At 70.5% G+C, this 22,123-nt stretch carries 16 protein-coding genes; 15 read left to right on the forward strand and 1 reads right to left on the reverse strand.

The genetic code is table 11. The features are described 5' to 3' along the window. Positions 1-33: 33 nt before the first annotated feature. The 8 genes from AB5J50_RS31375 (at position 34) to pstB (ending at position 12,545) form a co-directional block, all read left to right on the forward strand. Positions 34-1,185 (forward strand): hypothetical protein, encoded by a 1,152-nt coding sequence (locus AB5J50_RS31375; protein ID WP_369261505.1) that lies wholly within the window; start codon positions 34-36, stop codon positions 1,183-1,185. A gap of 235 nt (positions 1,186-1,420) precedes the next feature. Further along, positions 1,421-2,500, forward strand: coding sequence for a phosphate ABC transporter permease subunit PstC (gene pstC, locus AB5J50_RS31380; protein WP_369261506.1), 1,080 nt, complete (start codon positions 1,421-1,423; stop codon positions 2,498-2,500). 1 nt (position 2,501) lies between these two features. Further along, positions 2,502-3,767 (forward strand): phosphate ABC transporter permease PstA, encoded by a 1,266-nt coding sequence (gene pstA / locus AB5J50_RS31385; RefSeq protein WP_369261507.1) that lies wholly within the window; start codon positions 2,502-2,504, stop codon positions 3,765-3,767. Further along, entirely contained in the window at positions 3,767-5,542 is a 1,776-nt protein-coding gene (locus AB5J50_RS31390; protein ID WP_369261508.1) for a substrate-binding domain-containing protein, read from the forward strand. Before pstA ends, AB5J50_RS31390 begins: the two co-directional genes overlap by 1 nt. Before the next feature lie 77 nt (positions 5,543-5,619). Further along, positions 5,620-8,307: a hypothetical protein gene (locus AB5J50_RS31395; protein WP_369261509.1), complete on the forward strand. Its 2,688-nt coding sequence runs from the start codon at positions 5,620-5,622 to the stop codon at positions 8,305-8,307. A 209-nt stretch (positions 8,308-8,516) separates the two neighbouring features. After that, positions 8,517-10,508, forward strand: a complete 1,992-nt coding sequence (locus AB5J50_RS31400) for an Ig-like domain repeat protein (RefSeq protein ID WP_369261510.1) — start codon at positions 8,517-8,519, stop codon at positions 10,506-10,508. Between the two features lie 117 nt (positions 10,509-10,625). Beyond that, positions 10,626-11,534, forward strand: a complete 909-nt coding sequence (locus AB5J50_RS31405) for a sortase (RefSeq protein ID WP_369261512.1) — start codon at positions 10,626-10,628, stop codon at positions 11,532-11,534. Between the two features lie 216 nt (positions 11,535-11,750). Further along, positions 11,751-12,545 (forward strand): phosphate ABC transporter ATP-binding protein PstB, encoded by a 795-nt coding sequence (gene pstB / locus AB5J50_RS31410; protein WP_369265566.1) that lies wholly within the window; start codon positions 11,751-11,753, stop codon positions 12,543-12,545. Positions 12,546-12,554: 9 nt separating this feature from the next. Here the strand turns inward: pstB and AB5J50_RS31415 are convergent, their stop codons facing one another. Beyond that, positions 12,555-12,809: a hypothetical protein gene (locus AB5J50_RS31415; protein ID WP_369261513.1), complete on the reverse strand. Its 255-nt coding sequence runs from the start codon at positions 12,807-12,809 to the stop codon at positions 12,555-12,557. 376 nt (positions 12,810-13,185) lie between these two features. Between AB5J50_RS31415 and AB5J50_RS31420 the strand changes: the two genes are divergently transcribed. From AB5J50_RS31420 to AB5J50_RS31450, 7 genes are all read left to right on the forward strand, one after another. Beyond that, positions 13,186-14,406: an amidohydrolase gene (locus AB5J50_RS31420; protein WP_369265567.1), complete on the forward strand. Its 1,221-nt coding sequence runs from the start codon at positions 13,186-13,188 to the stop codon at positions 14,404-14,406. A gap of 319 nt (positions 14,407-14,725) precedes the next feature. Beyond that, positions 14,726-15,757: a BMP family protein gene (locus tag AB5J50_RS31425; protein ID WP_369261514.1), complete on the forward strand. Its 1,032-nt coding sequence runs from the start codon at positions 14,726-14,728 to the stop codon at positions 15,755-15,757. Between the two features lie 557 nt (positions 15,758-16,314). Then, positions 16,315-17,367 (forward strand): BMP family protein, encoded by a 1,053-nt coding sequence (locus AB5J50_RS31430; protein ID WP_369261515.1) that lies wholly within the window; start codon positions 16,315-16,317, stop codon positions 17,365-17,367. Positions 17,368-17,650: 283 nt separating this feature from the next. Continuing rightward, positions 17,651-19,312: an ABC transporter ATP-binding protein gene (locus AB5J50_RS31435; RefSeq protein WP_369265568.1), complete on the forward strand. Its 1,662-nt coding sequence runs from the start codon at positions 17,651-17,653 to the stop codon at positions 19,310-19,312. After that, positions 19,309-20,436 carry an ABC transporter permease gene (locus AB5J50_RS31440; RefSeq protein ID WP_327431195.1) on the forward strand — a complete coding sequence of 376 codons (1,128 nt, stop codon included), beginning with the start codon at positions 19,309-19,311 and terminating at the stop codon, positions 20,434-20,436. Before AB5J50_RS31435 ends, AB5J50_RS31440 begins: the two co-directional genes overlap by 4 nt. Beyond that, entirely contained in the window at positions 20,433-21,695 is a 1,263-nt protein-coding gene (locus AB5J50_RS31445; protein ID WP_369261517.1) for an ABC transporter permease, read from the forward strand. The genes AB5J50_RS31440 and AB5J50_RS31445 overlap by 4 nt, the downstream gene beginning before the upstream one ends. Further along, positions 21,692-22,105: a cytidine deaminase gene (locus AB5J50_RS31450; protein ID WP_369261518.1), complete on the forward strand. Its 414-nt coding sequence runs from the start codon at positions 21,692-21,694 to the stop codon at positions 22,103-22,105. Before AB5J50_RS31445 ends, AB5J50_RS31450 begins: the two co-directional genes overlap by 4 nt. Positions 22,106-22,123: the final 18 nt, after the last annotated feature.

Raw genomic sequence — 22,123 nt, forward strand, 5'->3', positions numbered from 1 at the left:
CTGAATTCCTTACGACGGGACGGTCGTACGTCGATGAGCCCCCGCGCCGGTTCCGCCGGCTCCCACACTCTCGCCTTCGTCGAGAGTCCGGTACAGCTGCTCAACGTGCTGGAGTGGGCGCACACCCACGCCCACAGTGCGACGGCGCCCGGTGCGGGACCCTCCGGGGCCGCCGAGCCGGCGTCCGGCGCGGGGTCCTCGGGGACGTATGACCCGGCGTCCGGCGCGGGGTTCACCCTCGTCGTCCTCTCGCCCAACGACCCGATGACCCGCGGCCAGCTGCGCCGTATGGCGGAGCTGGCCCGCGACGAGGGTCACCAGGTCCGCTGGGAGGAGGCGCGCGGCGGCACCACGGCCCCCTTCCACACCATCGGGGGACTGGCCCCGCTGCTGCGCAAGGCCCGGCGCATCGTCATGGGGGACCCGTTCTCCCGCTACGTACAGCTCCTGCTGACGATCACCAAGGCTCAGGACCTGGTCGTCGTCGACGACGGCACGGCGACGATGGAGTTCGTCGCCCAGCTCGCCCGCGGTGAGCGTCTGGTGCGCTGGCACCGGCGCGGTGGCCGCCCCGGTGCGCGCGACGTGCTCTTCGCGCCGGTCTCGGCCTCGGCCCGCCGCCGTCTCACCCCGACCGGCCGCCGTACCGTCGAGGTCTTCTCCTCCATGCCGATCGACTCGGCCCCGGACGGCGTCCGCATCACCGCCAACGACTTCTCCTGGACCCGCGCCCGCTTCGGCCCGCCCCGCATCACCAAGGGCGCCGACCTGGTCGGCACCTCGCTCGTCGAGACGGGCGTGGTCGACCCGGACCGCTACCTGGCGGCGGTCAAGAGCCTCGCGGGGGCGCACGGCGCGACCCGCTACTTCGCCCACCGTCGCGAGAGCACCGACAAGCTGCACCGGCTGGCCGTCGAGACGGGCCTCGAAATCGTCCGCCCCGACCTGCCCCTGGAGCTGATCGCCCGCCGCGGCCCCATCGGCCGTACGATCCTGAGCTTCCCGTCGACGGTCGTCCACACCCTCCCGCTGGCCCTGGTCGGCACCGAGGTCCGCGTCGCCGTCTGCGACATCGACCCGACCTGGCTGACCGAAAACGCCTCTCCGCGGGCGCAGGGGTTCCTGTCGGGCGTCACGGGAACGGCCCGGGACGTGACCCGGCTGTCGGCGGTCACGGCGGTCTAGACACCGCCGGATCGTCCGAGTCATTCAAGAGCCCGGCGGCCCGCCGGGCTCTTCGTGTGTCTCCGCCCCGGTCTTCGCGCATCCTCCACAGGCCGCGCACCGAACAGACATACGTTGTTCGTCACTCGGCCACAGATCGCGCGTGGGACCGACATGATCCGGCCATTGAATCTCCCCGCGTGGCGCCGTCCGGCCGCCGCGCTCTGATTCCGTTTCCGGAACGGGGGGACCGCACGTGGCGTCCGCGCAAGAGGAGTCCGACAGACCGGAGTCCGGCAGACCGGAGTCCGGCAGACAGGGGACCGGTACTGCGGTCGCCGACCGGCCGGAGTCCGAAAGACCCGTTCCCCGGCGGCTGAACTCGGCCCGAGGTCTCGGTGACCGGATCTTCCGGTATCAGCTGACGGCCACCGGTGTCGCCGTCCTCGCCGTCATGGCGGGGGTAGGGCTCTTCCTGCTCCTGAGGGCCGGTCAGGCGCTGCGCGCCAGGGGCTTCGCCTTCCTCACCACCGCCGAATGGCAGCCGGACGTCCACAACTTCGGTATCGCGGCCGTCATGACCGGCACCGTTCTGATCGCCCTCGTCGCAGTGTCGATCTCCATGCCGCTGGCCGTCGGAACCGCCCTGTTCATCACCGACGTGGCTCCACCCAGACTGCGCCGCACCCTGGTGACGATGGTCGACCTGATGGCGGCCGTCCCCTCCGTGGTGTACGGGCTGTGGGGCCTGTTCTTCTTCCAGCAGCATGTGATCGGCCTGTCGCGCTGGCTGTCCACCTGGTTCGGCTGGATCCCCCTGTTCACCGTGGACGGCGCCCAGCCGGGCGAGCCGCTGGCCTCCGAGAGCGTCTACACGGCTTCCACCTTCGTCGCCGGAATCGTCGTCGCCCTGATGGTGGCGCCGATCCAGTGCTCGGTCATGCGCGAGGTCTTCTCGCAGGCCCCGGCCGGCGAACGCGAGGGCGCGTACGCGCTCGGCGCGACCCGCTGGGGAATGATCCGCGCGGTCGTCCTGCCGTACGGCAAGGGCGGCATCATCGGCGGCACGATGCTGGGGCTCGGCCGGGCGCTCGGCGAGACCATCGCGGTCTACCTGATCATCTCGCCGGTGTTCGTCATCCAGCCGCACATCCTGCAGACCGGCTCGAACTCGGTCTCCTCGCTGATCGCCCTGCACTACGGCGACGCCTCGCCCTTCGGCATGTCGGCGCTGATGGCGGCGGGCCTGACGCTGTTCCTGCTCACCCTGGCGGTCAACTTCACCGCCTCCTCCGTTGTGGCCCGCTCCCGGTCCGGCGCAGAGAGCGAGGCATGAGATGACCGCCGTAACCGTCGTAGAAGAAACCACCGCCCCGGCCGCCCCGGCAGCCGAGGCCCTCGCACCCGAGCCCGCGCTGCCGCCCGACCGGCCGCGCCGTATCGGTGGCGTCAGCCGCTCCGGGGTGCTGTCCCTGTGCGGCGCCGCCGCCTCCGGATTCTGCGTCAGCGTCCTGCTGTTCGGTCAACTCGCCCCGTTCTCGGGCGGATTGGGCTTCACGGTCACCACCTATGTCGCCTTCCTGGCGATCTACGCGGTGCTCACCGGACTGGAGGAGGACGGCCAGGCCGTCCGCGACCGGGTGATGACGGTCGTGCTGTGGACGGCGGCCACGCTGCTGTTCTCGGCGCTCTTCCTCGTCGTCGGCTTCACGGCCTGGCGCGGCCGGGAGGCCCTGTCGCACGGCAACTTCTTCACCCAGGACATGCAGGCCTCGGGCCCCCTCGACCCGCTCACCCACGGCGGTATCGCGCACGCGATGCTCGGCACGCTCACCATGACCGCCATCGCGCTCGCGATCACCGTCCCGCTGGGCCTGGCCTGCGCGGTCTACCTGAACCAGATCCCGGGCCGCTTCTCCCGGTTCGTCCGCACCATCGTCGAGGCGATGACCGCGCTGCCGTCGATCGTCGCGGGCCTGATGGTGTACGCCACCTGGATCCTCGGCCTCGGCATGCAGAAGTCGGGCCTCGCGGCGGGCTTCGCGATCAGCGTGATGATGCTGCCGATCGTGATCCGCGCCGCCGACGTGGTGCTGAGGCTGGTGCCGGGAACCCTGACCGAAGCGGCCGAAGCGCTCGGGGCGCCCCGCTGGCGCACGGTCTGGCACGTCATCCTGCCCACCGCCCGCTCCGGACTCGCCACGGCCGTCATCCTCGGCACGGCGCGCGGTATCGGAGAGACCTCGCCCGTGCTGCTCACCGCCGGCTTCACGGCCGCGCTCAACGCCGATCCGACGAGCGGGCCGATGGTGTCGCTGCCGCTCGCGGTCTTCAACTTCGTCAAGTCGCCGGAGCCCGCGATGATCGCCCGCGGTTTCGGCGCGGCGGCCGTACTCATGGCTCTGGTCCTGGTGCTGTTCGTGATCGCCCGGGTGATCGGCGGCCGCGGCCCCGGCCACCAGACGAAGCGCCAGGCGCGCCGCACGGCCCGCGCCTCGCGCCGCGACGTGGCCCGCTTCGACGAACTGCACGCTCCCGGGCTGTCCCTGTTCGCCCCCACCACCGCTCCAGCCGCACCCACCGCCACCGGAGAGAACGACTGATGCGCAGCCACCTCACCACCGCTCTTCGGCGCCTGCGTGCCCTGGGCACACTCGGCGCGCTGCTCGGCGTGATCGCCGGGCTGCTGGCCGGACCCGCGGCGGCACCCGCCGCGGCCGACGGCTACACCCCGATCGCCGGGGCCGGCTCCACCTGGGCGGAGAACGCCGTCGACGAGTGGCGCCGCGCCGTCAACCAGTACGGCATGCGGATCAGCTACGCCGGCACCGGCTCCTCCGACGGCCGCCGCCAATTCCTCAGCGGCACAGTCGACTTCGCGGTCTCGGACATCCCGTTCCAGACCCACCCGACCGACGGCTCGGCCGCCGAACGGCCCGCGTCGGGGTCGTACGCCTACATGCCGATCGTGGCCGGCGGCACCGTCTTCATGTACCACCTGACCGTCAACGGCAAGCGGGTCACCAACCTGCGGCTCTCCGGCGACGTCGTCACCAAGATCTTCACCGGGGCGATCAAGACCTGGGACGACCCGGTGATCAAGGCCGACAACCCGGGCCTGCAACTGCCGCACCGCACCATCGTCCCCGTCGTCCGCTCCGACGGCTCGGGCTCCACCGCCCAGTTCACGATGTGGATGGCCAACCAGCACGCGTCGCTGTGGCAGGCGTACTGCCGCAAGGTCGGCCGCTCCGGGGCCTGCGGACAGACCTCGTACTACCCGACCGTGTCCGGCATGATCGCCCAGTCCGGCGACCTCGGCGTGGCGGGCTATGTCGCCCAGAACTACGGCGAGGGTGCGATCGGTTACGTCAACTACTCGTACGCGCTCAACGCCCACTATCCGGTCGCCAAGGTCCTCAACCACGCGGGCTACTACACCGAGCCGACCCCGCAGAACGTCGCCGTCTCGCTGCTCAAGGCGCGGATCAACACCGACAAGAGCTCCGCGGACTACCTCACCCAGAAGCTCGACGGCGTCTACAACGACAGCGACAAGCGCAACTACCCGCTGTCCAGCTACTCGTACATGATCCTGCCCCTGAAGGTGCAGGGCACCTTCACCAAGGCCAAGGGCAAGACGCTCGGCGCGTTCTCGTACTACTTCATGTGCCAGGGCCAGCAGCAGGCGCCCTCGCTCGGCTACTCGCCGCTGCCGATCAACCTGGTGAAGGCGGGCTTCGAGCAGATCCGCCGCATCCCGGGCGTGCAGGCCCAGAACATCAACATCAAGGGCTGCAACAACCCGACCTTCTCCTCCGACGGGCGCAACAAGCTCGCCGAGACCGCGCCCTACCCGGCGGCCTGCGACAAGAAGGGCGCCCCGCCCTGCACCACGGGCAGCGGCGGCGCCAAGGCCGGCGGCAGCTCCGGGGGTTCGGGCTCCACGGGCGGTACGAGCAGCGGCGGCACGTCGGGCGGATCCGTGAACGGCGGTACGAGCGGCGGGAGTTCGGGAGGCGGAGGCACCGGAATCGCGGGCGGCGGTACCGGCGGCAGCGCCCAGCCCGTGATCGACCCGGACACCGGGCAGACCCTGTCGCCCGGCTCCGGCGGCGGGGCCGGCTCGGGCTCGGGCTCCCCAGGCTCCGGCGGCGGCAGTGGCACCGCGGCGGACGGCACGATCGCCCTCGCCCAGCCGGTCGCCGTGGCCGGCAGCAGTGGCTGGACCAGTACGCAGACGCTGATGCTGCTCGCCGGGTTCATGGTGCTCGGGCTCGTGCTGCTGCCCGCCGCGGTCTCCCGGGCCATCGCCGGGCGCGCCGGCAGCGGCCAGGGCAACGGCGGCAAGGACAGCACGGACGGCAGTTCCCGGTGAACCGCCGAGGAACGACAGGCGAGTTGAACCACCCAGGAACGGCAGGCGAGTTGAACCGCCAAGGGAGGACGCGTGCCATGAACCGCGTACGACGCCTGCTGCTGCGTATCGTCGCCGGAGCCGCTGTCGGCGCGCTCGCCGGTCTCGGCGTGGCGCAGGCCGCGGCGCCCGCGACCGCCGCGAGCGGCGCGGATGCCACCGGCTCCGCCGTGACCGTCTCGGGGCGCGGCGAGTTCAAGGACATGAAGTTCACGGTCGGCCAGACCACCCGCCTCACCAGCCAGGCGGTCACGGTCTCCTGGTCAGGCGGCACCCCGACCACCTTCGCGGGTACGTCGTTCAACACCGACTTCGTACAGATCATGCAGTGCTGGGGCGACGACGACGGCACCGTGCCGGACAACCCGGGCCCCTCGCGCACCCAGTGCCAGTACGGTGCCTCGCCGACCACCGACCGGGGCAGCTGGCCCGGAAACGACTACGACGACACCCGCAAAATCACCTACAGCGCCGCCCCCACCAACTACGGGCAGGACGACCGCTACGGCGCCGGCGGCGCGTTCGGACAGGGCGAGGTGCCCTTCAAGTCCGTCGACGGCACGGTGATCACCACCGGCACCCAGAACAACGCCCTGTTCAACCACAACACCACCAACGAGGTCGACTTCGCGCGCACCGGCGCCGACGGCAGGGGCAAGGAGTTCTTCGAGGTACAGACCGCCAACGAGGCCCCGCACCTGGGCTGCGGCACCCCGGTCACCGAGAACGGCACCACCGCGCCCCGCTCCTGCTGGCTGGTGATCGTCCCGCAGGGCCACCTCGACCTCGACGGAACGCCGTACGCGGACACCAGCCAGGTCAACGCGGGCTCCCCGGTCTCCTCCACCAACTGGAAGAACCGCATCGCCGTCAAGCTCGACTTCAACCCGGTCGGCACCAACTGCGCCCTCGGCGCCGACGAGCGCGCCACCACCGGCAGCGAACTCGCCGCCGACGCCATGACCAGCTGGCAGGCGGCCCTGTGCCCGACCGGCACGGTGTACGGCTACACCGAGCTCGGTGAGCCCGACACCCGGGCCCGGCTCTCCAACGACGGCTCCTCCGGGCTCGCCTTCACCACCCGGGCGCTCGGCGCCGACACGGGCACGACGGCGCCCTCCGACACGACCGTGTACGCGCCCGTCGCGCTCTCCGGAGCCGTCATCGGCTTCACCGTCGAACGCAGACCCAAGGCCGGCGCCCCCGACTCCATCCGACAACTCGCCGGAACCAAGGTCGACTCCATCGACCTCACCCCGCGCCTGGTCGCCAAGCTGCTCACCGAGTCGTACCGCAACTCGCCCTGGGGGGCAGTGCTCGGGGACAACACCGCCACCGGATACGGCTGGGCGAAGAGCAACCCGGCGGGCCTGGCGAGCGACCCCGAATTCATCGCGCTCAACCCGGAGTTCGCCGATCTGTCGGTCTCCGAGACCCCGGCCACCGACACCGACCTGATCACCTCGCTCGGCCACAGCGACTCGGCCCGCGCACTGTGGCAGTGGATCCTCGCGGACAAGGAGGCCCGCGGCTTCCTCGCCGGTGTCTCCGACGACTGGGGCATGCGCGTCAACCCGTACTACAGCAGCAGCGCCGACCTGAACCCGACCGGCGCCGCCTTCGACCCCGCCACCACCGACGACTACCCCAAGAGCGACCCCTGGTGCACGGTCCCGCCGGGCACCGACGCCACCATCAAGCAGTGCATGACCGACTTCCACCCCTACGTGGAGGACATGCACTCCGGCGCCCTGCACACCCGGCGCGCCGACACACTGTGGAAGTCGAGCTGGGACGCGCTCGCCAACCCGCCCGCCTTCAAGAGCCCCGGTCCGCAGACGGTCGGCTCGCGGTTCGTGATCACCGTGACCGACGCGGCCTCCGCCGAGCGGTACGGCCTGCAGACCGCCCGGCTGCGCAACACCGCCGGAAAGTTCGTGGCACCGAGCACGGCGTCCCTGACCGCGGCCGCCACGAGCGCCACCGGCACCGGAGCCCCCGAGATCACCCCGGCCAAGGCCACCGCGAAGGGCGCCTACCCGCTCGCCGAGCTGGTCTACGCGGCCGTACGCCCCGCCAAGATCGATGCGGCCGCCCGCAAGGACTACGCCGCCCTGCTGCGGTACGCGGCCGGCGACGGGCAGACCAGCGGCGCCGACCCGGGCCGCCTCCCGGTCGGCTACGCCCCGCTCTCCACGGCCCTGCGCACCAAGGCGACCGACGCCGCCGACGCCCTCGTCCACTACACCGCGCCCTCCGCCTCCGCCTCCTCCTCCGACGGCAGCTCGGACGGCGGCTCCGACGGCGGATCGAGCGGCGGCGGCACGGGCGGCAGTGGCGGCAGCGACTCCCTCGGCTCCGGCGGAGGATCGGGCGGCAGCGTCTCCGGCGGCTCGATCGGAGGCTCCACGGGCGGCGACAGCAGTGCGACGCCGAGCGCGGCCACCAGCGCGACGCCGAGCGACAAGCCCTCCTACGACGGCGGCAAGGCCGTACAGACCACCGCGCTGGGCACCACGCCCGACGACCCGGCCAACTCACTGCGGTACGCGGTCCCGGTCGGTGCCGCGCTCGGCGCCGTGGCCGGCATCGGGGCGCCCTTCGCCGGCGGCCGCCGTCTCAGGCTGCCGCTGCGGATCCCGCTCCCCGGCGGCCGCGGCGTGACCATCCCCGCGCTCACCCTGCCGGAACGGCTGCGCAGGCTGCTGCCACCCGGCCGGGGCTGAGCCCCTTCCCGGAGCCGACGCCCGCACGGGCCGACGCTCCGGGCCGGAGCGCGGGCCACCAGTGCCCGGTGCTCCCCACAGACGGCCGCCCGCCCCGAAAGGCAGTCGGGGCGGACGGCCCGCACCACCCTGCCAGATCCGCCCCCGCGCTCTCGACTTCGCCCGAGCACGGGGGAGCCCAGACGCACCAACTCCCCAGGAGACTCTCGATGCGCAGAACGCGCCTGACGGCGGCCATGGTCGCCGCCGCCGTGGTGTCCGGCACCCTGGTTCTCGCGAGCCCGGCGTCCGCCGACCCCACCCCCGCCGGGACCTTCCGCCAGCTCGTCGGCGTGGGTTCCGACACCACCCAGGACGTGCTCAACGCCCTCGCCGGCGACGAGGTCAACGGCAAGAGCTACGCCACCACCGCGGTGAAGGCGGGTGACGCCGGCCTCGCCTCGTACGACGCGATCGAGCCCGTCACCGGCTCCACCACCTCGAACATCCAGACCCGCACGGGCGGCCCGTCCTTCCTGCGCCCCAACGGCTCCGGCAAGGGCCGTCTCGCCCTCAGCATGTCGCTGACCGGCGACAAGTTCCCCGACAGCTCCGGTGTCTCCATCAAGGGCCAGGTCGACTTCGCCCGCTCCTCCAGCGGTCCGAGCACCTCCGGCACCGCCTTCACCTACATCCCGTTCGCGCGGGACGCGGTCGGCGTGGCGGTCCGCGGCTCGGCCCTGAACACGCTCACGGTCGACCAGCTGCACGACATCTACTCGGGCTCGCTGACCGAGGTGAACGGCCAGACCGTGCACCCGCAGATCCCGCAGAGCGGCTCCGGCACCCGCAAGTTCTTCCTCGCCGCGATCGGCCTCACCGACGCCACGCTCTCCCCGAACGTCCCGGCCGTCCAGGAGAACCAGGCCAACGACGCCCTCACCCAGGACGGCGCCCTCGTGCCGTTCTCCGTGGGCAGCTGGATCGCCCAGATCAACGACGTCGCCCCCGACCACAGCACCACCGCGGCCGCCGCCGGCGCGCACCTGGCGAGCGTGCAGCTGCCCGGCGACACCGGCGCCACCAGCCCGGTGACCACGGTGAACGGCAAGCTCACCCCGGTCGGCGGCTACTACGAGAACGCCACCTTCGGCCGCGACGTCTACAACGTCGTCCCGAGCCGGGCGATCGACCCCACCGGCGTCTTCTTCGACAAGGCGCTCTACGACGTCTTCGTCACCAACGGCACGCATGAGGCGGCCCTCGCCTCCGACACCGCCGAGGCCGTCATCGCCTCGTTCGGCTTCATGAACGAGTCGTACAACGGCTCGGTCAACCCGGCCAAGCACGCCAAGCTCGGCGGCCTGGAGGAGTCGGGTGTCGACACCTCGGTGCCCGCCGCGCCCGTCCTGAAGGCGACCCGCGGCGACGCGAGCGTCAAGCTCAGCTGGACCGCTCCGGCCGCCACCGCTCTCCCGGTCACCGACTACCGCGTGACGCTGACCGGTTCGGACGGCGCCGTCGTGGCCACCAAGGACGTCCCGGCCACCAGCACGTCGTACTCGTTCACCGGTCTGGCCCTCGGCACCTACACGGCCACGGTCTCCGCCGCCAACCTCAACGGCAGCGGCGCCGCCGCCTCCTGGACCGGCATCGTCAAGTACACCACCACGACGAAGGCCACCACCGCGACGACCGCCTACGGCAAGACCCCGAAGGTCGTCGTCACCGTCGCCGACACGCACGGCGTCGTCCCGACCGGCACGGTCACCGTGAAGGAGGGCACCACCACCCTCGGCACGGGCACGCTCGACAGCACCGGCAAGGCCACCGTCAGCCTGTCCACCCACCTCAAGGTCGCCACGCACTCCCTCTCGGTGTCGTACGGGGGCAACGGCAAGCTCCTCACGTCGAAGACCACCGCCAGCCTGAAGATCACCAAGGCGACCCCGACCGTCAGCCCCACCGCGCCCGGCACGATCAGCCACACCAGCCAGGCCAAGGTCACCGTCAAGGTGTCCGCGACCGGCACCACGCCGGCCGGCACGGTCCGTATCTACGAGGGCTCCCACATCCTCGCCACCGGCACCCTGAGCGGCGGGAAGGTGACCATCACCCTCCCCAAGCTGGCCCGCGGCACGCACACCCTGCACGCGTACTACGTGGGCTCCTCGACGGTGAACTCGAAGAGCAGCGCGAACTTCACCATCAAGTCCACCTGACGCACGACCTGTCGGGGAGGCCGCGACGGCGGTCTCCCCGACGGTCCCCACCACTGACATCACCGACATCACCGACATCACCGATATCGCTGACATCACTGAAGGAGACGCGCCGCCGTGACGGTCGCCGTACAGACCACGCTCGCAACGCCCGCGCCGCGGCCGCGCGTTCTGGGTGTCACCGCCGTGCGGCACCTCGCCCGGGGCGGCCTGCTCACCCTGGCCGCCCTGCTGCTCGGCCTCACCGCGCAGCTGCTGCTCGTCAGCGGCATCCAGGAACGGGCCGCCCAGCACGCCGCGTTCGACGAACTCCGCGCCCAACTCGCCCTGGGCACCGCCCCGGTGGCACAGACCGACCAGCAGGGCGATCTGCTCGCGCCCGGCACACCGGTCGCGCTCATCGACATCCCCGCCGTCCATGTGCACCAGGTCGTCCTGGAGGGCACCGACTCCACCGTCCTCACCGACGGCCCCGGCCACCGCCGGGACACCCCGCTGCCCGGTCAGACCGGCACCAGCGTGCTGATGGGCCGCGCGGCGGCGTACGGCGGTCCCTTCGGCCGCCTCGACGAACTCGCCGCGGGCGACACGTTCACCGTGACCACCGGCCAGGGCAAGGCGAAGTACCAGGTCTTCGGCGTACGACGGGCCGGCGACCCGGCGCCCGCCACCTTGGCCGCCAACAAGGGCCGGCTGGTCCTGGTCACCGCCACCGGCCCGGGTTTCATGCCCGGCGGCGTCCTGCGCGTCGACGCCGACCTGATCTCCGCGCCCGCCCAGACCCCGGCGGCCGTCATCCGCTCGGGCACGCTCCCGGAGTCCGAGCAGCCGCTGGCCCGCCCCTCCGGCGTGCCGTGGCCGCTGGTGATGTGGCTCCAGGCGCTGCTGGCCGTCGCGGTCGCCGCCGTGTGGGCCTGGCACCGCTGGGGCCGCCACCAGACCTGGATCGTGTTCGCCCCCGTCGTCGCGGTCCTGGGTCTCCAGGTTGCCGTCCGCACCACCGAACTGCTGCCCAACCTGATGTGACCCCGCGGCCGAGTCCCGCCGTGAACCCCCCGACCGACCGACCGACCGACCCGACCCCGCCATGAGGTGCCCGACGTGACCGACGTGACCGATGCGACCGCCGCGCGTGACAGCGCCGCCACAGAGACCGCCCCGACCGAGCCGGAGGCGGCCGGCGTGGGTACCGCCCTGACCGACACCGCCGTCCTGCCGCCCGTCCCCGCCGGTGCGCCCCCGGTGTCCGGTCCGCCCGCGGCCCCCGCCACGCTCGAAGCCCGGGCCGTCTCCGCCTGGTTCGGCAGCCACCAGGTGCTGGAGCGGGTCTCCCTCACCATGCCCGCCGGGCAGGTCACCGCCCTGATCGGCCCGTCCGGCTGCGGCAAGTCGACGTTCCTGCGCACGCTCAACCGGATGCACGAGCTGATCCCCACGGCCGCGATGGGCGGCGAGGTGCTCTTCGACGGCGAGGACGTCTACGCCCCGCAACGCCGGCTGACGGACGCCCGGCGCCGTATCGGCATGGTCTTCCAGAAGCCCAACCCGTTCCCCGCCATGTCGATCTACGACAACGTCGTGGCGGGCCTGCGCCTGACGGGCACGCGTGTGAGCCGCCGCGAGAAGGACGAGCTGGTCGAGGAGAGCCTGACCCGGGCCGGCCTGTGGAAGGAGGTACGGGACCGGCTGCGGCAGCCCGGCGGCGCGCTCTCCGGCGGTCAGCAGCAGCGCCTGTGCATCGCCCGCGCCCTCGCCGTACGCCCCCGGGTGCTGCTGATGGACGAACCCTGCTCGGCGCTCGACCCCACGTCCACCCGGAGGGTCGAGGAGACCATCCACGAACTCGCGGGGCAGGTGACCGTCGTGATCGTCACCCACAACATGCAGCAGGCGGCCCGCGTCTCCCAGCAGTGCGCGTTCTTCCTCGCCGAACAGGGCACCCCGGGCGGCATCGTCGAGCACGGCCCCACCGAGCACATCTTCGGCACCCCCGAGGACCAGCGCACCGCGGACTATGTGGCGGGCCGCTTCGGCTGAGCGCCGGGCCTAGTCCGCCGTACGCCAGGTGAAGCCCGCGAAGCCGTCGGCCTCGTCCGGCGCCGCGCCGACCGGGGCCCCAACCGGCGCGGTCCCGGGTCCGGTGGGCTCGCGGCGGCGCAGCAGCCAGACCACCGTGCCCAGTGCCCAGCCCGCGAGGATCATCACCGCGAGACCGCCGAGGACCAGGGAAGCCGTCCCGAGCAGCCCGAACTTCGCCAGCATCCAGGGGATCTGGTCCTCCCCGCATCCGCATGCCTCCATGGCCGAAGAATGCCCGTCCACCGGCCGCCGGTCACGGTCCGTTTCGAAACAGCCGCATGGCGGTGATGGTTCCGGAATCCAGCGGGTGTGCTGTGAGACGGTGGACATGGAGTAGTACACGGTGGACATGACGTACGGGAATGGGCTCGGGCATTCCGGGCGTTCACCCTGCGGATCCGTGATGCGTGATCCGTGGGCGATCCCCGGCGGACCGGTTCAAGATCCAATCGCTCGGAAAGGCGGGCGAGTTTACCCATCCCCGTAGATACCTATGCGCCGCGCGGCCATATTTTCTTCCCCTAACGGGCTGAAGTTTTGTTGATCGTGGGTTAGTTGGCCGCCCGATCGCCCTACCCTTCAGAGGGTGAACCAACTGATGTCCCGAGAGTCCGAGGCCGATCTCCCCGGGGAACCGTCGCTCCCCGGCGCGCTGCCCGAGGCACTGCGCGCCGAACTCGTGGCGTTCCGACGTGACTTGCACATGCACCCGGAGCTCGGCAACCAGGAGTTCCGCACCACGGCGGCGCTCAAGGCGCGCCTGGAGCAGGCGGGCCTGAAGCCGCACGTCCTGGACACCGGGACCGGCCTCATCTGTGACATCGGCGACCGGGACGGCGCACGGCCCATGCTCGCGCTGCGCGCCGACATCGACGCACTGCCCATCCCGGACACGAAGACCGAGTGCGCCTACCGCTCGACCGTGCCCGACCGCGCCCACGCCTGCGGCCACGACATCCACACCACGGTCGTCCTCGGCGCCGGGCTCGTCCTCGCCGAGCTGCACCGCGAGGGGCAGCTGAAGCATCCCGTACGGCTGATTTTCCAGCCCGCGGAGGAGGTGCTGCCGGGCGGCGCCCCCGACGCGATCGAGTCGGGTGTCCTCGACGGTGTCGGGCGGATCGTCGGCGTGCACTGCGACCCGAAGGTGGATGCTGGGCGCATCGGTCTGCGGCACGGCGCCATCACCTCGGCGTGCGACCGGCTCGAAGTCTCACTCGACGGCGCGGGCGGTCACACCGCGCGCCCCCACCTCACCACCGACCTCGTCACGGCCGCCGCGCGGGTCGTCACCGACGTACCGGCGCTGGTCGCCCGGCGTGTCGACGCCCGCAGCGGCCTCGCGGTCACCTGGGGACGGATCGAGTCGGGGCACGCCTGCAATGTCATCCCGCAGCACGCCGAGCTGTCCGGGACCGTACGCTGCCTGGACCTCGACGCCTGGCGGGCCGCACCCGACCTGGTGCACGCGGCGATCGACGAGATCGCGAATCTCTACCGCGCCAAGTCCGAGATCAACTACATCCGGGGCGTCCCGCCGGTAGTCAACGACCCGGCCGTCACGGACCTCCTCCGCGACGCCATGACCGCCCGGCGCGGCGCGCACTCCATCGAGGACACCGAACAGAGCCTCGGCGGCGAGGACTTCTCCTGGTACCTGGAGCATGTGCCCGGCGCGATGGCCCGCCTCGGTGTACGGACGCCGGGCGACCGCACCACCCGTGACCTGCACCGGGGTGACTTCGACGCGGACGAGTACGCCATCACGGTGGGGGTCGAGATGTTCACGGCGGCGGCGCTGCTGGACGCGGCGGGCTGAGCGGCCGGACGCCACGTCGTGTGCGTGAGGTGGCCGGAGGATACCGATCGGTGGCTTGATTGATGCCCCGATTGGTACCTCTTCGTCCGCTTGCGTCACTGGTCCGTAACCGGTGGCGCGCAAACGTAACCCGGTGGCGGCACGGTTCGATAACGGCCCGGAGAAACCCCGTTCCCCTCCCCGTCTACGCGCGTTACTGTGCGCCGAAATCGCTGCGGTGACGGCGAATTGGGGATGCGGTCCGGTGACGGTGCCGTGGGGATGAAGGGTGCTTGTTGTGCGTCTGATCTCTCGGAGGACCAGGTTCTCCCAAGTCGCGGTGACCGCAGCGGTCGTCGCTCTCGCCGCGGCCGGCTGCGGCACCAGCAAGGACAGTGGAGGTTCCACCTCCTCCGACAGCTCCGGCAAGTACACGGGCAAGGGCATCGGCCTCGCGTACGACATCGGCGGCAAGGGCGACCAGTCCTTCAACGACGCCGCGTACGCCGGTTTCCAGAAGGCTGAGACGGAGTTCAAGATCGGCGGCCGTGACATCGAGCCGCAGGACGGCGAGTCCAACGCCGACAAGGTGCAGCGCCTGGAGCAGCTCGCCAAGGCGGGCTACAACCCGGTGATCGGTGTCGGCTTCGTCTACGCGCCGGCCGTCAAGGAGGTTGCGGCGAAGTACCCGAAGGTCACCTTCGGCATCATCGACGACGAGCAGGACAAGGCGTCGAACGTCGCCGACATGGTCTTCCACGAGGAGCAGGCCTCCTACCTGGCGGGTGTCGCTGCGGCCAAGACGACGAAGAAGGACCACATCGGCTTCATCGGCGGTGTGAACATTCCGCTGATCCACAAGTTCGAGGCGGGCTTCGTCCAGGGTGCCCAGTCGGTCAACCCGAAGATCAAGATCGAGAAGCAGTACCTGACCGAGACGGCTCAGGAGGGTGGCTTCTCCAGCCCTGACAAGGGCAAGGACGCGGCGGCCGGTCAGATCGAGGCCGGCGCCGACGTTCTCTACCACGCGGCCGGTCTCTCCGGCCAGGGCGTGATCTCCGAGGCTGCGGGCAAGAAGGTCTGGGCGATCGGTGTCGACTCCGACCAGTACTCGCAGTCGGCGCTCGCCAAGTACAAGGACTACATCCTCGGTTCGGCGCTGAAGAACGTCGGTGGCGCGGTCTACGACCTCGTGAAGTCCGTGTACGAGGGCAAGCCGAAGACTGGCGTGGTCCGCGGCGGTCTCGCCAACGACGGTGTCGGCTTCGCGGACACCAACCCGAAGTACAAGGCCATGACCGACGTCGTCGCCGCGGTCGACAAGGCCAAGCAGGACATCATCGACGGCAAGATCACCGTCAACACCAAGTGACCGCCTGAGCACCAGCCACACGGCCGCGGGAGTGAAGCTCTGGCTTCACTCCCGCGGCCGCGTGCGTCCGCCTGCGCCGGGTTCCTCGCCCCCGCCGCCCCTACCCGTCCCATCCCGTTCCTGGGGCTCCGCCCCAGACCCCGCAGGCCGGTTCTTTGTCCGCGGGCCGGTGGGGGCCGGCCGCGCAGTTCCCCGCGCCCCTGAAAGAACCCGAGGCGGGCCGGCGGCGACGGGGCGCAGCCCCGAGCCTTCAGGGGCGGGGCGGGGGCGGGGGCGACGGGGCGCAGCCCCGAGCCTTCAGGGGCGCGGGGAACTGCGCGACCAGCCCCCACCCACCCGCAGCCGACGAACAACCCACCCCGGGGTCTGGGGCGCAGCCCCAGGAACACCCCCTTGCCTCCCGCAAGCCCCCGGCCACTGTCCGTACGCTGTGGGCAGTCTGTGGCCACAGCTCGGTAACGGACCGGACAGAAGGGGTTTTCCGTCTGGTCTACGCGCGTTACGCTGCGGCGGAACCAGCGCCTGGTTTGGGCGCTTGCACAAAGGAGTCACGTTCCATGCGCCGGGTGTCCCGAATCGCGGTTGCGGGCGTTGCAACCGCATCCCTCGCTGTTGCCCTCTCCGCCTGTGGCGGCTCGTCCACCGATGCCTCGACCTCGTCGAGCGGCAGCGGTGCCAAGGGCATCGGCCTCGCCTACGACATCGGCGGCAAGGGCGACCAGTCCTTCAACGACGCCGCGTTCGCGGGTATCAAGAAGGCCGACACGGAGTTCAAGTACACCAGCCGTGACATCGAGCCGCAGGACGGCGAGTCGAACGCGGACAAGGTGCAGCGCCTGGAGAACCTTGCCAAGGCGGGCTACAACCCGGTGATCGGCGTCGGCTACGTCTACGCGCCGGCCGTCAAGGAGGTCGCGGCGAAGTACCCGAAGGTCACCTTCGGTGTCATCGACGACGAGCAGGACAAGGCGTCGAACATCGCCGACATGGTCTTCCACGAGGAGCAGGCCTCCTACCTGGCGGGCGTGGCCGCGGCCAAGGCCACCAAGAAGGACCACATCGGCTTCATCGGCGGCGTTAACATCCCGCTGATCCACAAGTTCGAGGCCGGTTACGTCCAGGGTGCCCAGTCGGTCAACCCGAAGATCAAGATCGAGAAGCAGTACCTGACCGAGACGGCTCAGGAGGGTGGCTTCTCCAGCCCCGACAAGGGCAAGGACGCCGCCGAGGGTCAGATCGAGAAGGGCGCCGACGTCGTCTACGCCGCCGCGGGCCTCTCCGGCCAGGGCGTCATCCAGACGGCTGCCGAGCACAAGATCTGGGCGATCGGTGTCGACTCCGACCAGTACAAGCAGGACGCGCTGGCCAAGTACAAGGACTACATCCTGACCTCGGCCACCAAGGACGTCGCCGGCGCGGTCTACAACCTCGCCAAGTCCGTGAAGGACGGCAAGCCCGAGACCGGTGTGGTCCGCGCGAGCCTCGCCACCGGCGGTGTCGGCCTGGCCGACTCGAACCCGGTCTTCAAGAACAACGCCGACCTCCAGGCCGCGCTGAAGAAGGCCGAGGCGGGCATCAAGGACGGCTCCATCACGGTCAAGACCTCCTGAACGAGACCTTGATCCCGGCCAGGGTCAGGGGCATGTCACCCGGCGCGGCACCCAGTGCATCACCAGGTGATAACCAGACGTCGAAACCATGGCCAAGGGCAACGCTGTAATGGCAGCGTTACGGCCACGGAACGGGGTGTGGGGAGGATGACTCCCCGCGCCCCGTTCGCGCGGCAGAATGCTCGGATCGGATCGAGGCGGATCAGCCTCGGTCGGGCCGAGCACTATTTAAAGCAGGGGCGCTACGCGCGTAGATAGGCCCCTTTTCCAAGGAGAGTGCGCCATCGACGCGTCCAGCAGCCCTCCGCTCACCGCGCAGTCGACCGCGGTCGAGCTGGCGGGGATCACCAAGCGTTTCCCCGGTGTGGTGGCCAACCACGACATCCACCTCAGTGTCCGGAAAGGCACCGTCCACGCCCTCGTCGGCGAGAACGGTGCGGGCAAGTCGACGCTGATGAAGATCCTCTACGGCATGCAGAAGCCGGACGAGGGCACGATCGTCATCGAAGGCGAGCAGGTCACCTTCTCCTCGCCCGGCGACGCCATCGTGCGCGGCATCGGCATGGTCCACCAGCACTTCATGCTCGCGGACAACCTCACGGTGCTGGAGAACGTGGTGCTCGGCAGCGAGAAGCTGCACGGCATCGGTGGCGGCGCCCGGAAGAAGATCAAGGAGATCTCCGACCGGTACGGGCTGAACGTCCGCCCGGACGTCCTGGTCGAGAACCTCGGTGTCGCCGAGCGTCAGCGCGTGGAGATCCTCAAGGTCCTCTTCCGCGGCGCCCGCACCCTGATCCTGGACGAGCCCACGGCCGTACTCGTACCGCAGGAGGTCGACGCACTCTTCGACAACCTGCGCGAGCTCAAGTCCGAGGGCCTCGCCGTCATCTTCATCTCGCACAAGCTGGGCGAGGTCCTGTCGGTCGCCGACGAGATCACGGTCATCCGACGCGGTACGACGGTGGGTACGGCCGTCCCCTCCAAGACCACCCCGCGTCAGCTCGCCGAGATGATGGTCGGCAGCGAACTGCCCACCCCGGAGACCGCCGAGTCGACGGTCACGGACAAGCCCGTCATCCAGGTCGAGGCCCTCACCGCCTACGCGAGCGGCGGCGCCTCCCTCGGCGAGTTCGACGAGCCGTCATCCACCGGTCTGCTCACGGAGACCACGGCCGAGACCGCCGCCACCGTGAAGCGCGTCCTCGACGACGTCACCTTCACCATCCACGCGGGCGAGGTCATGGGCATCGCCGGCGTCGAGGGCAACGGCCAGACCGAACTCATCGACGCGCTGATCGGTCTCAAGCGCGCCGACTCCGGCTCCATCTCCTTCCTCGGCGAGGAGATCACCGGCTGGGCCACCCGCAAGCGCCGCGAGCAGGGCATCGGCTACATCCCCGAGGACCGCCACCGCCACGGCCTGCTGCTGGAAGCCCCGCTCTGGGAGAACCGCATCCTCGGTCACGTCACCGAGAAGCCCAACGCGAAGGGCGTCTGGCTCGACATCAAGGGCGCCCAGGAGGACACGCGCCGGATCGTCGAGCAGTACGACGTCCGCACGCCCGGCATCGACGTCACCGCCGCCTCCCTGTCCGGCGGCAACCAGCAGAAGCTGATCGTCGGCCGCGAGATGAGCCACAAGCCGCGCTTCCTGATCGCCGCCCACCCCACCCGCGGTGTGGACGTCGGCGCGCAGGCCGCGATCTGGGACCAGATCCGCGAGGCCCGCCGCGAAGGCCTGGCCGTTCTGCTGATCTCGGCCGACCTGGACGAGCTGATCGGCCTGTCGGACACCCTCCGGGTGATCTACAACGGCAGGCTCGTGGCGGACGCCGACCCGGCGACCATCACCCCGGAGGAACTCGGCTCGGCCATGACCGGCGCCGCCTCCGGACACCTGGAGCACGTAGCGGAAAGCGCCGCCCCGGAGGACGAGGCCCGATGAAGAAGTTCGACAAGGAGCGGGTGCTCCTCGCGGTGGCCGGCCCGGTCATCGCCCTCGTCGCGGCGATCGCACTGACCTCGGTCGTGCTGCTCGCCTCGGGGAAGAATCCGTTCGAGCCGTACTCCCTGATGCTTCAGCAGGCGACGTACTCCGACGTCCAGGTGCTGATCGTCAACCAGGCGTCGATGTACTACATCGCCGCACTCGGCGTGGCCATCGGCTTCCGCATGAACCTGTTCAACATCGGCGTCGACGGCCAGTACCGCCTCGGCGCGATGATGACCGCGGTGGTCGGCGCGCACCTCGCGCTGCCGGGCTTCCTCCAGATCCCCGTGCTGATGATCGTCGCGATGGCCACCGGCGCCTTCTGGGCCGGTATCGCGGGCGTTCTGAAGGTCACCCGCGGTGTGAGCGAGGTCGTCTCGACGATCATGCTCAACGCGATCGCCACCAGCCTCATCGGCTATCTCACCGCCGAGAACATCTGGGGCCAGCAGGTCGGCAACAACAACACCACCGGCATCATGAAGAAGTCCGGCTGGTTCCCCGGCATCAACCTCGGCACGGACGTCGGCGAGCTCTACGGCATGGTCTTCATCGCGATCCTCGCGGGAGTCCTGTTCTGGATCGCCCTCAACCGCACCCGCTTCGGCTTCGACCTGCGCGCCACCGGCGCCTCCGAGTCCGCCGCCGCGGCCTCCGGTGTCGACGCCAAGCGCATGATCCTCACCGCGATGCTGATCTCCGGCGCGGTCGCGGGCTTCTCGGGCCTGCCGCTGCTCCTCGGCGACGCGCACACCTACAGCCTGAGCTTCCCGGCCGGCCTCGGCTTCGTCGCCATCGGCATCGCGCTGCTGGGCCGCAACAACCCGGGCGGCATCGCGCTCGCCGCCCTCCTGTGGGCCTTCCTCGACAAGGCGTCTCCCGCCCTCGACTACGCGACCCCGGTGGCGTACGACAAGGAGATCGCCACGATCATGCAGGGCCTGATCGTCTTCGCGGTCGTCATCTCGTACGAGGCCGTACGCGTCTGGGGCCTGCGCCGACAGCAGAAGCGGGTCGGTGAGGAACTGGCCGCGGCCGCCGCCAACAACAACTCCCCGAAGGAGGTGGCTGCCCGATGAGCACCGCGACCGTCGCCAAGCCGCAGGCGCAGCAGCCCGGCAAGGGCAGCCGCCGATTCTCGCTCCCGGTACTCCTGCTGATCATCGCGGGTGTACTGATCCTGACGTCGATCGTCCGCCTGATCACCGGCGCCGACGGCATCACCTCCACCGGACAGATGTCCACGGCGCTGCGTCTCGCGGTGCCGATCGGCCTCGCGGGCCTCGGCGGTCTGTGGTCCGAGCGCGCGGGCGTCGTCAACATCGGGCTTGAGGGCATGATGATCCTCGGCACTTGGTTCGGTGCCTGGGCGGGCTACCAGTGGGGCCCGTGGACCGGTGTCGCCTTCGGCATCATCGGCGGTGCCCTGGGCGCCGTCCTGCACGCCATCGCCACCGTGACCTTCAACGTCAACCACATCGTCTCCGGTGTGGCCATCAACATCCTGGCGCTCGGCACCACCCGCTACCTCTCCAAGTTCACCTTCGAGAACGCGCCGCAGGGCTCCTCCAAGCAGTCCCCGCCGATCGATTCGCTCGGCACCTTCGACATCCCGGGGCTGTCCAGCTGGCTCGACACGCTCAACCAGAAGCACTGGTTCCTGGTCTCGGACATCGCGGGTCTGCTCGGCGGACTGGTCACCGACCTGTCGCCGCTCACCGTCGTCGCGGTGGCCCTGGTCCCCGCCACCTGGTGGGTGCTGTGGCGCACGTCCTTCGGCCTGCGTCTGCGCTCCTGTGGTGAGAACCCGGTGGCCGCCGAATCCCTCGGCGTGAACGTCTACAAGTACAAGTATGTCGCCGTGATCATCTCGGGCGGCTTCGCCGGTCTCGGCGGTGCCTTCCTGTCGATCGTGGCGTCGAACGTGTACCTGGACGGCCAGACCGCGGGCCGCGGTTACATCGGTCTCGCCGCGATGATCTTCGGCAACTGGATGCCGGGCGGCCTCGCCCTCGGCGCGGGCCTGTTCGGCTACACCGACAGCCTCAACCTGCGCGGCGGCGCCACCAACGTGCACGCGCTGATCCTGCTGCTGGCGATCCTGCTGGTCTTCGGCGTGGCCTACCTGCTGTGGAAGAAGCGCACCGTCCCGGCGCTGATCACGGCCGCGGTCTCGGCGCTGATGTTCGTCTGGTACCTCACCACGGACGAGGTCCCGCAGCAGTTCGTGAGCGCCACGCCGTACGTCGTGACCCTGCTCGTCCTCTCGCTGTCCGCACAGCATCTGCGGATGCCGAAGGCCGACGGCCTGCCGTACCGGAAGGGACAGGGCAAGTGACGTCCGCCGACGCGGGTTCCGCGACCGTCGACTGGGAGGCGCTGAGGGAGGTGGCGCGTGCGGCCATGTCCCGCGCGTACGCCCCCTACTCGCAGTACCCGGTCGGTGTCGCGGCCCTCGTCGACGACGGCCGGACCGTCTCCGGCTGCAACGTCGAGAACGCCTCGTACGGGCTCGGGCTGTGCGCCGAGTGCGGCCTGGTCTCCCAGCTGCAGAACACCGGGGGCGGCCGTCTGACGCACTTCACCTGCGTCGACGGACGGGGCGAGATCCTCGTCCCGTGCGGGCGCTGCCGCCAGCTGCTCTTCGAGTTCGGCGGCCCCGACCTGCTCCTGGAGACCCCGGCCGGAATCCTGCCGCTCTCCGAGATGCTGCCGCAGGCCTTCGGGCCGGACCATCTCACCAAGTAACGCCGTGCGGCCCCTCCT

Source organism: Streptomyces sp. R35, assembly GCF_041053035.1.
GTDB lineage: Bacteria > Actinomycetota > Actinomycetes > Streptomycetales > Streptomycetaceae > Streptomyces > Streptomyces lutosisoli.

Excerpts from the sequence above, each read along its gene's own strand:
- AB5J50_RS31375 (WP_369261505.1), top strand. The coding sequence starts at position 34 with ATGAGCCCCCGCGCCGGTTCCGCCGGCTCCCACACTCTCGCCTTCGTC.
- pstA (WP_369261507.1), top strand. The coding sequence starts at position 2,502 with ATGACCGCCGTAACCGTCGTAGAAGAAACCACCGCCCCGGCCGCCCCG.
- AB5J50_RS31390 (WP_369261508.1), top strand. The coding sequence starts at position 3,767 with ATGCGCAGCCACCTCACCACCGCTCTTCGGCGCCTGCGTGCCCTGGGC.
- AB5J50_RS31395 (WP_369261509.1), top strand. The coding sequence starts at position 5,620 with ATGAACCGCGTACGACGCCTGCTGCTGCGTATCGTCGCCGGAGCCGCT.
- AB5J50_RS31400 (WP_369261510.1), top strand. The coding sequence starts at position 8,517 with ATGCGCAGAACGCGCCTGACGGCGGCCATGGTCGCCGCCGCCGTGGTG.
- AB5J50_RS31415 (WP_369261513.1), bottom strand. The coding sequence starts at position 12,809 with ATGGAGGCATGCGGATGCGGGGAGGACCAGATCCCCTGGATGCTGGCG.
- AB5J50_RS31420 (WP_369265567.1), top strand. The coding sequence starts at position 13,186 with ATGTCCCGAGAGTCCGAGGCCGATCTCCCCGGGGAACCGTCGCTCCCC.
- AB5J50_RS31430 (WP_369261515.1), top strand. The coding sequence starts at position 16,315 with ATGCGCCGGGTGTCCCGAATCGCGGTTGCGGGCGTTGCAACCGCATCC.
- AB5J50_RS31440 (WP_327431195.1), top strand. The coding sequence starts at position 19,309 with ATGAAGAAGTTCGACAAGGAGCGGGTGCTCCTCGCGGTGGCCGGCCCG.
- AB5J50_RS31445 (WP_369261517.1), top strand. The coding sequence starts at position 20,433 with ATGAGCACCGCGACCGTCGCCAAGCCGCAGGCGCAGCAGCCCGGCAAG.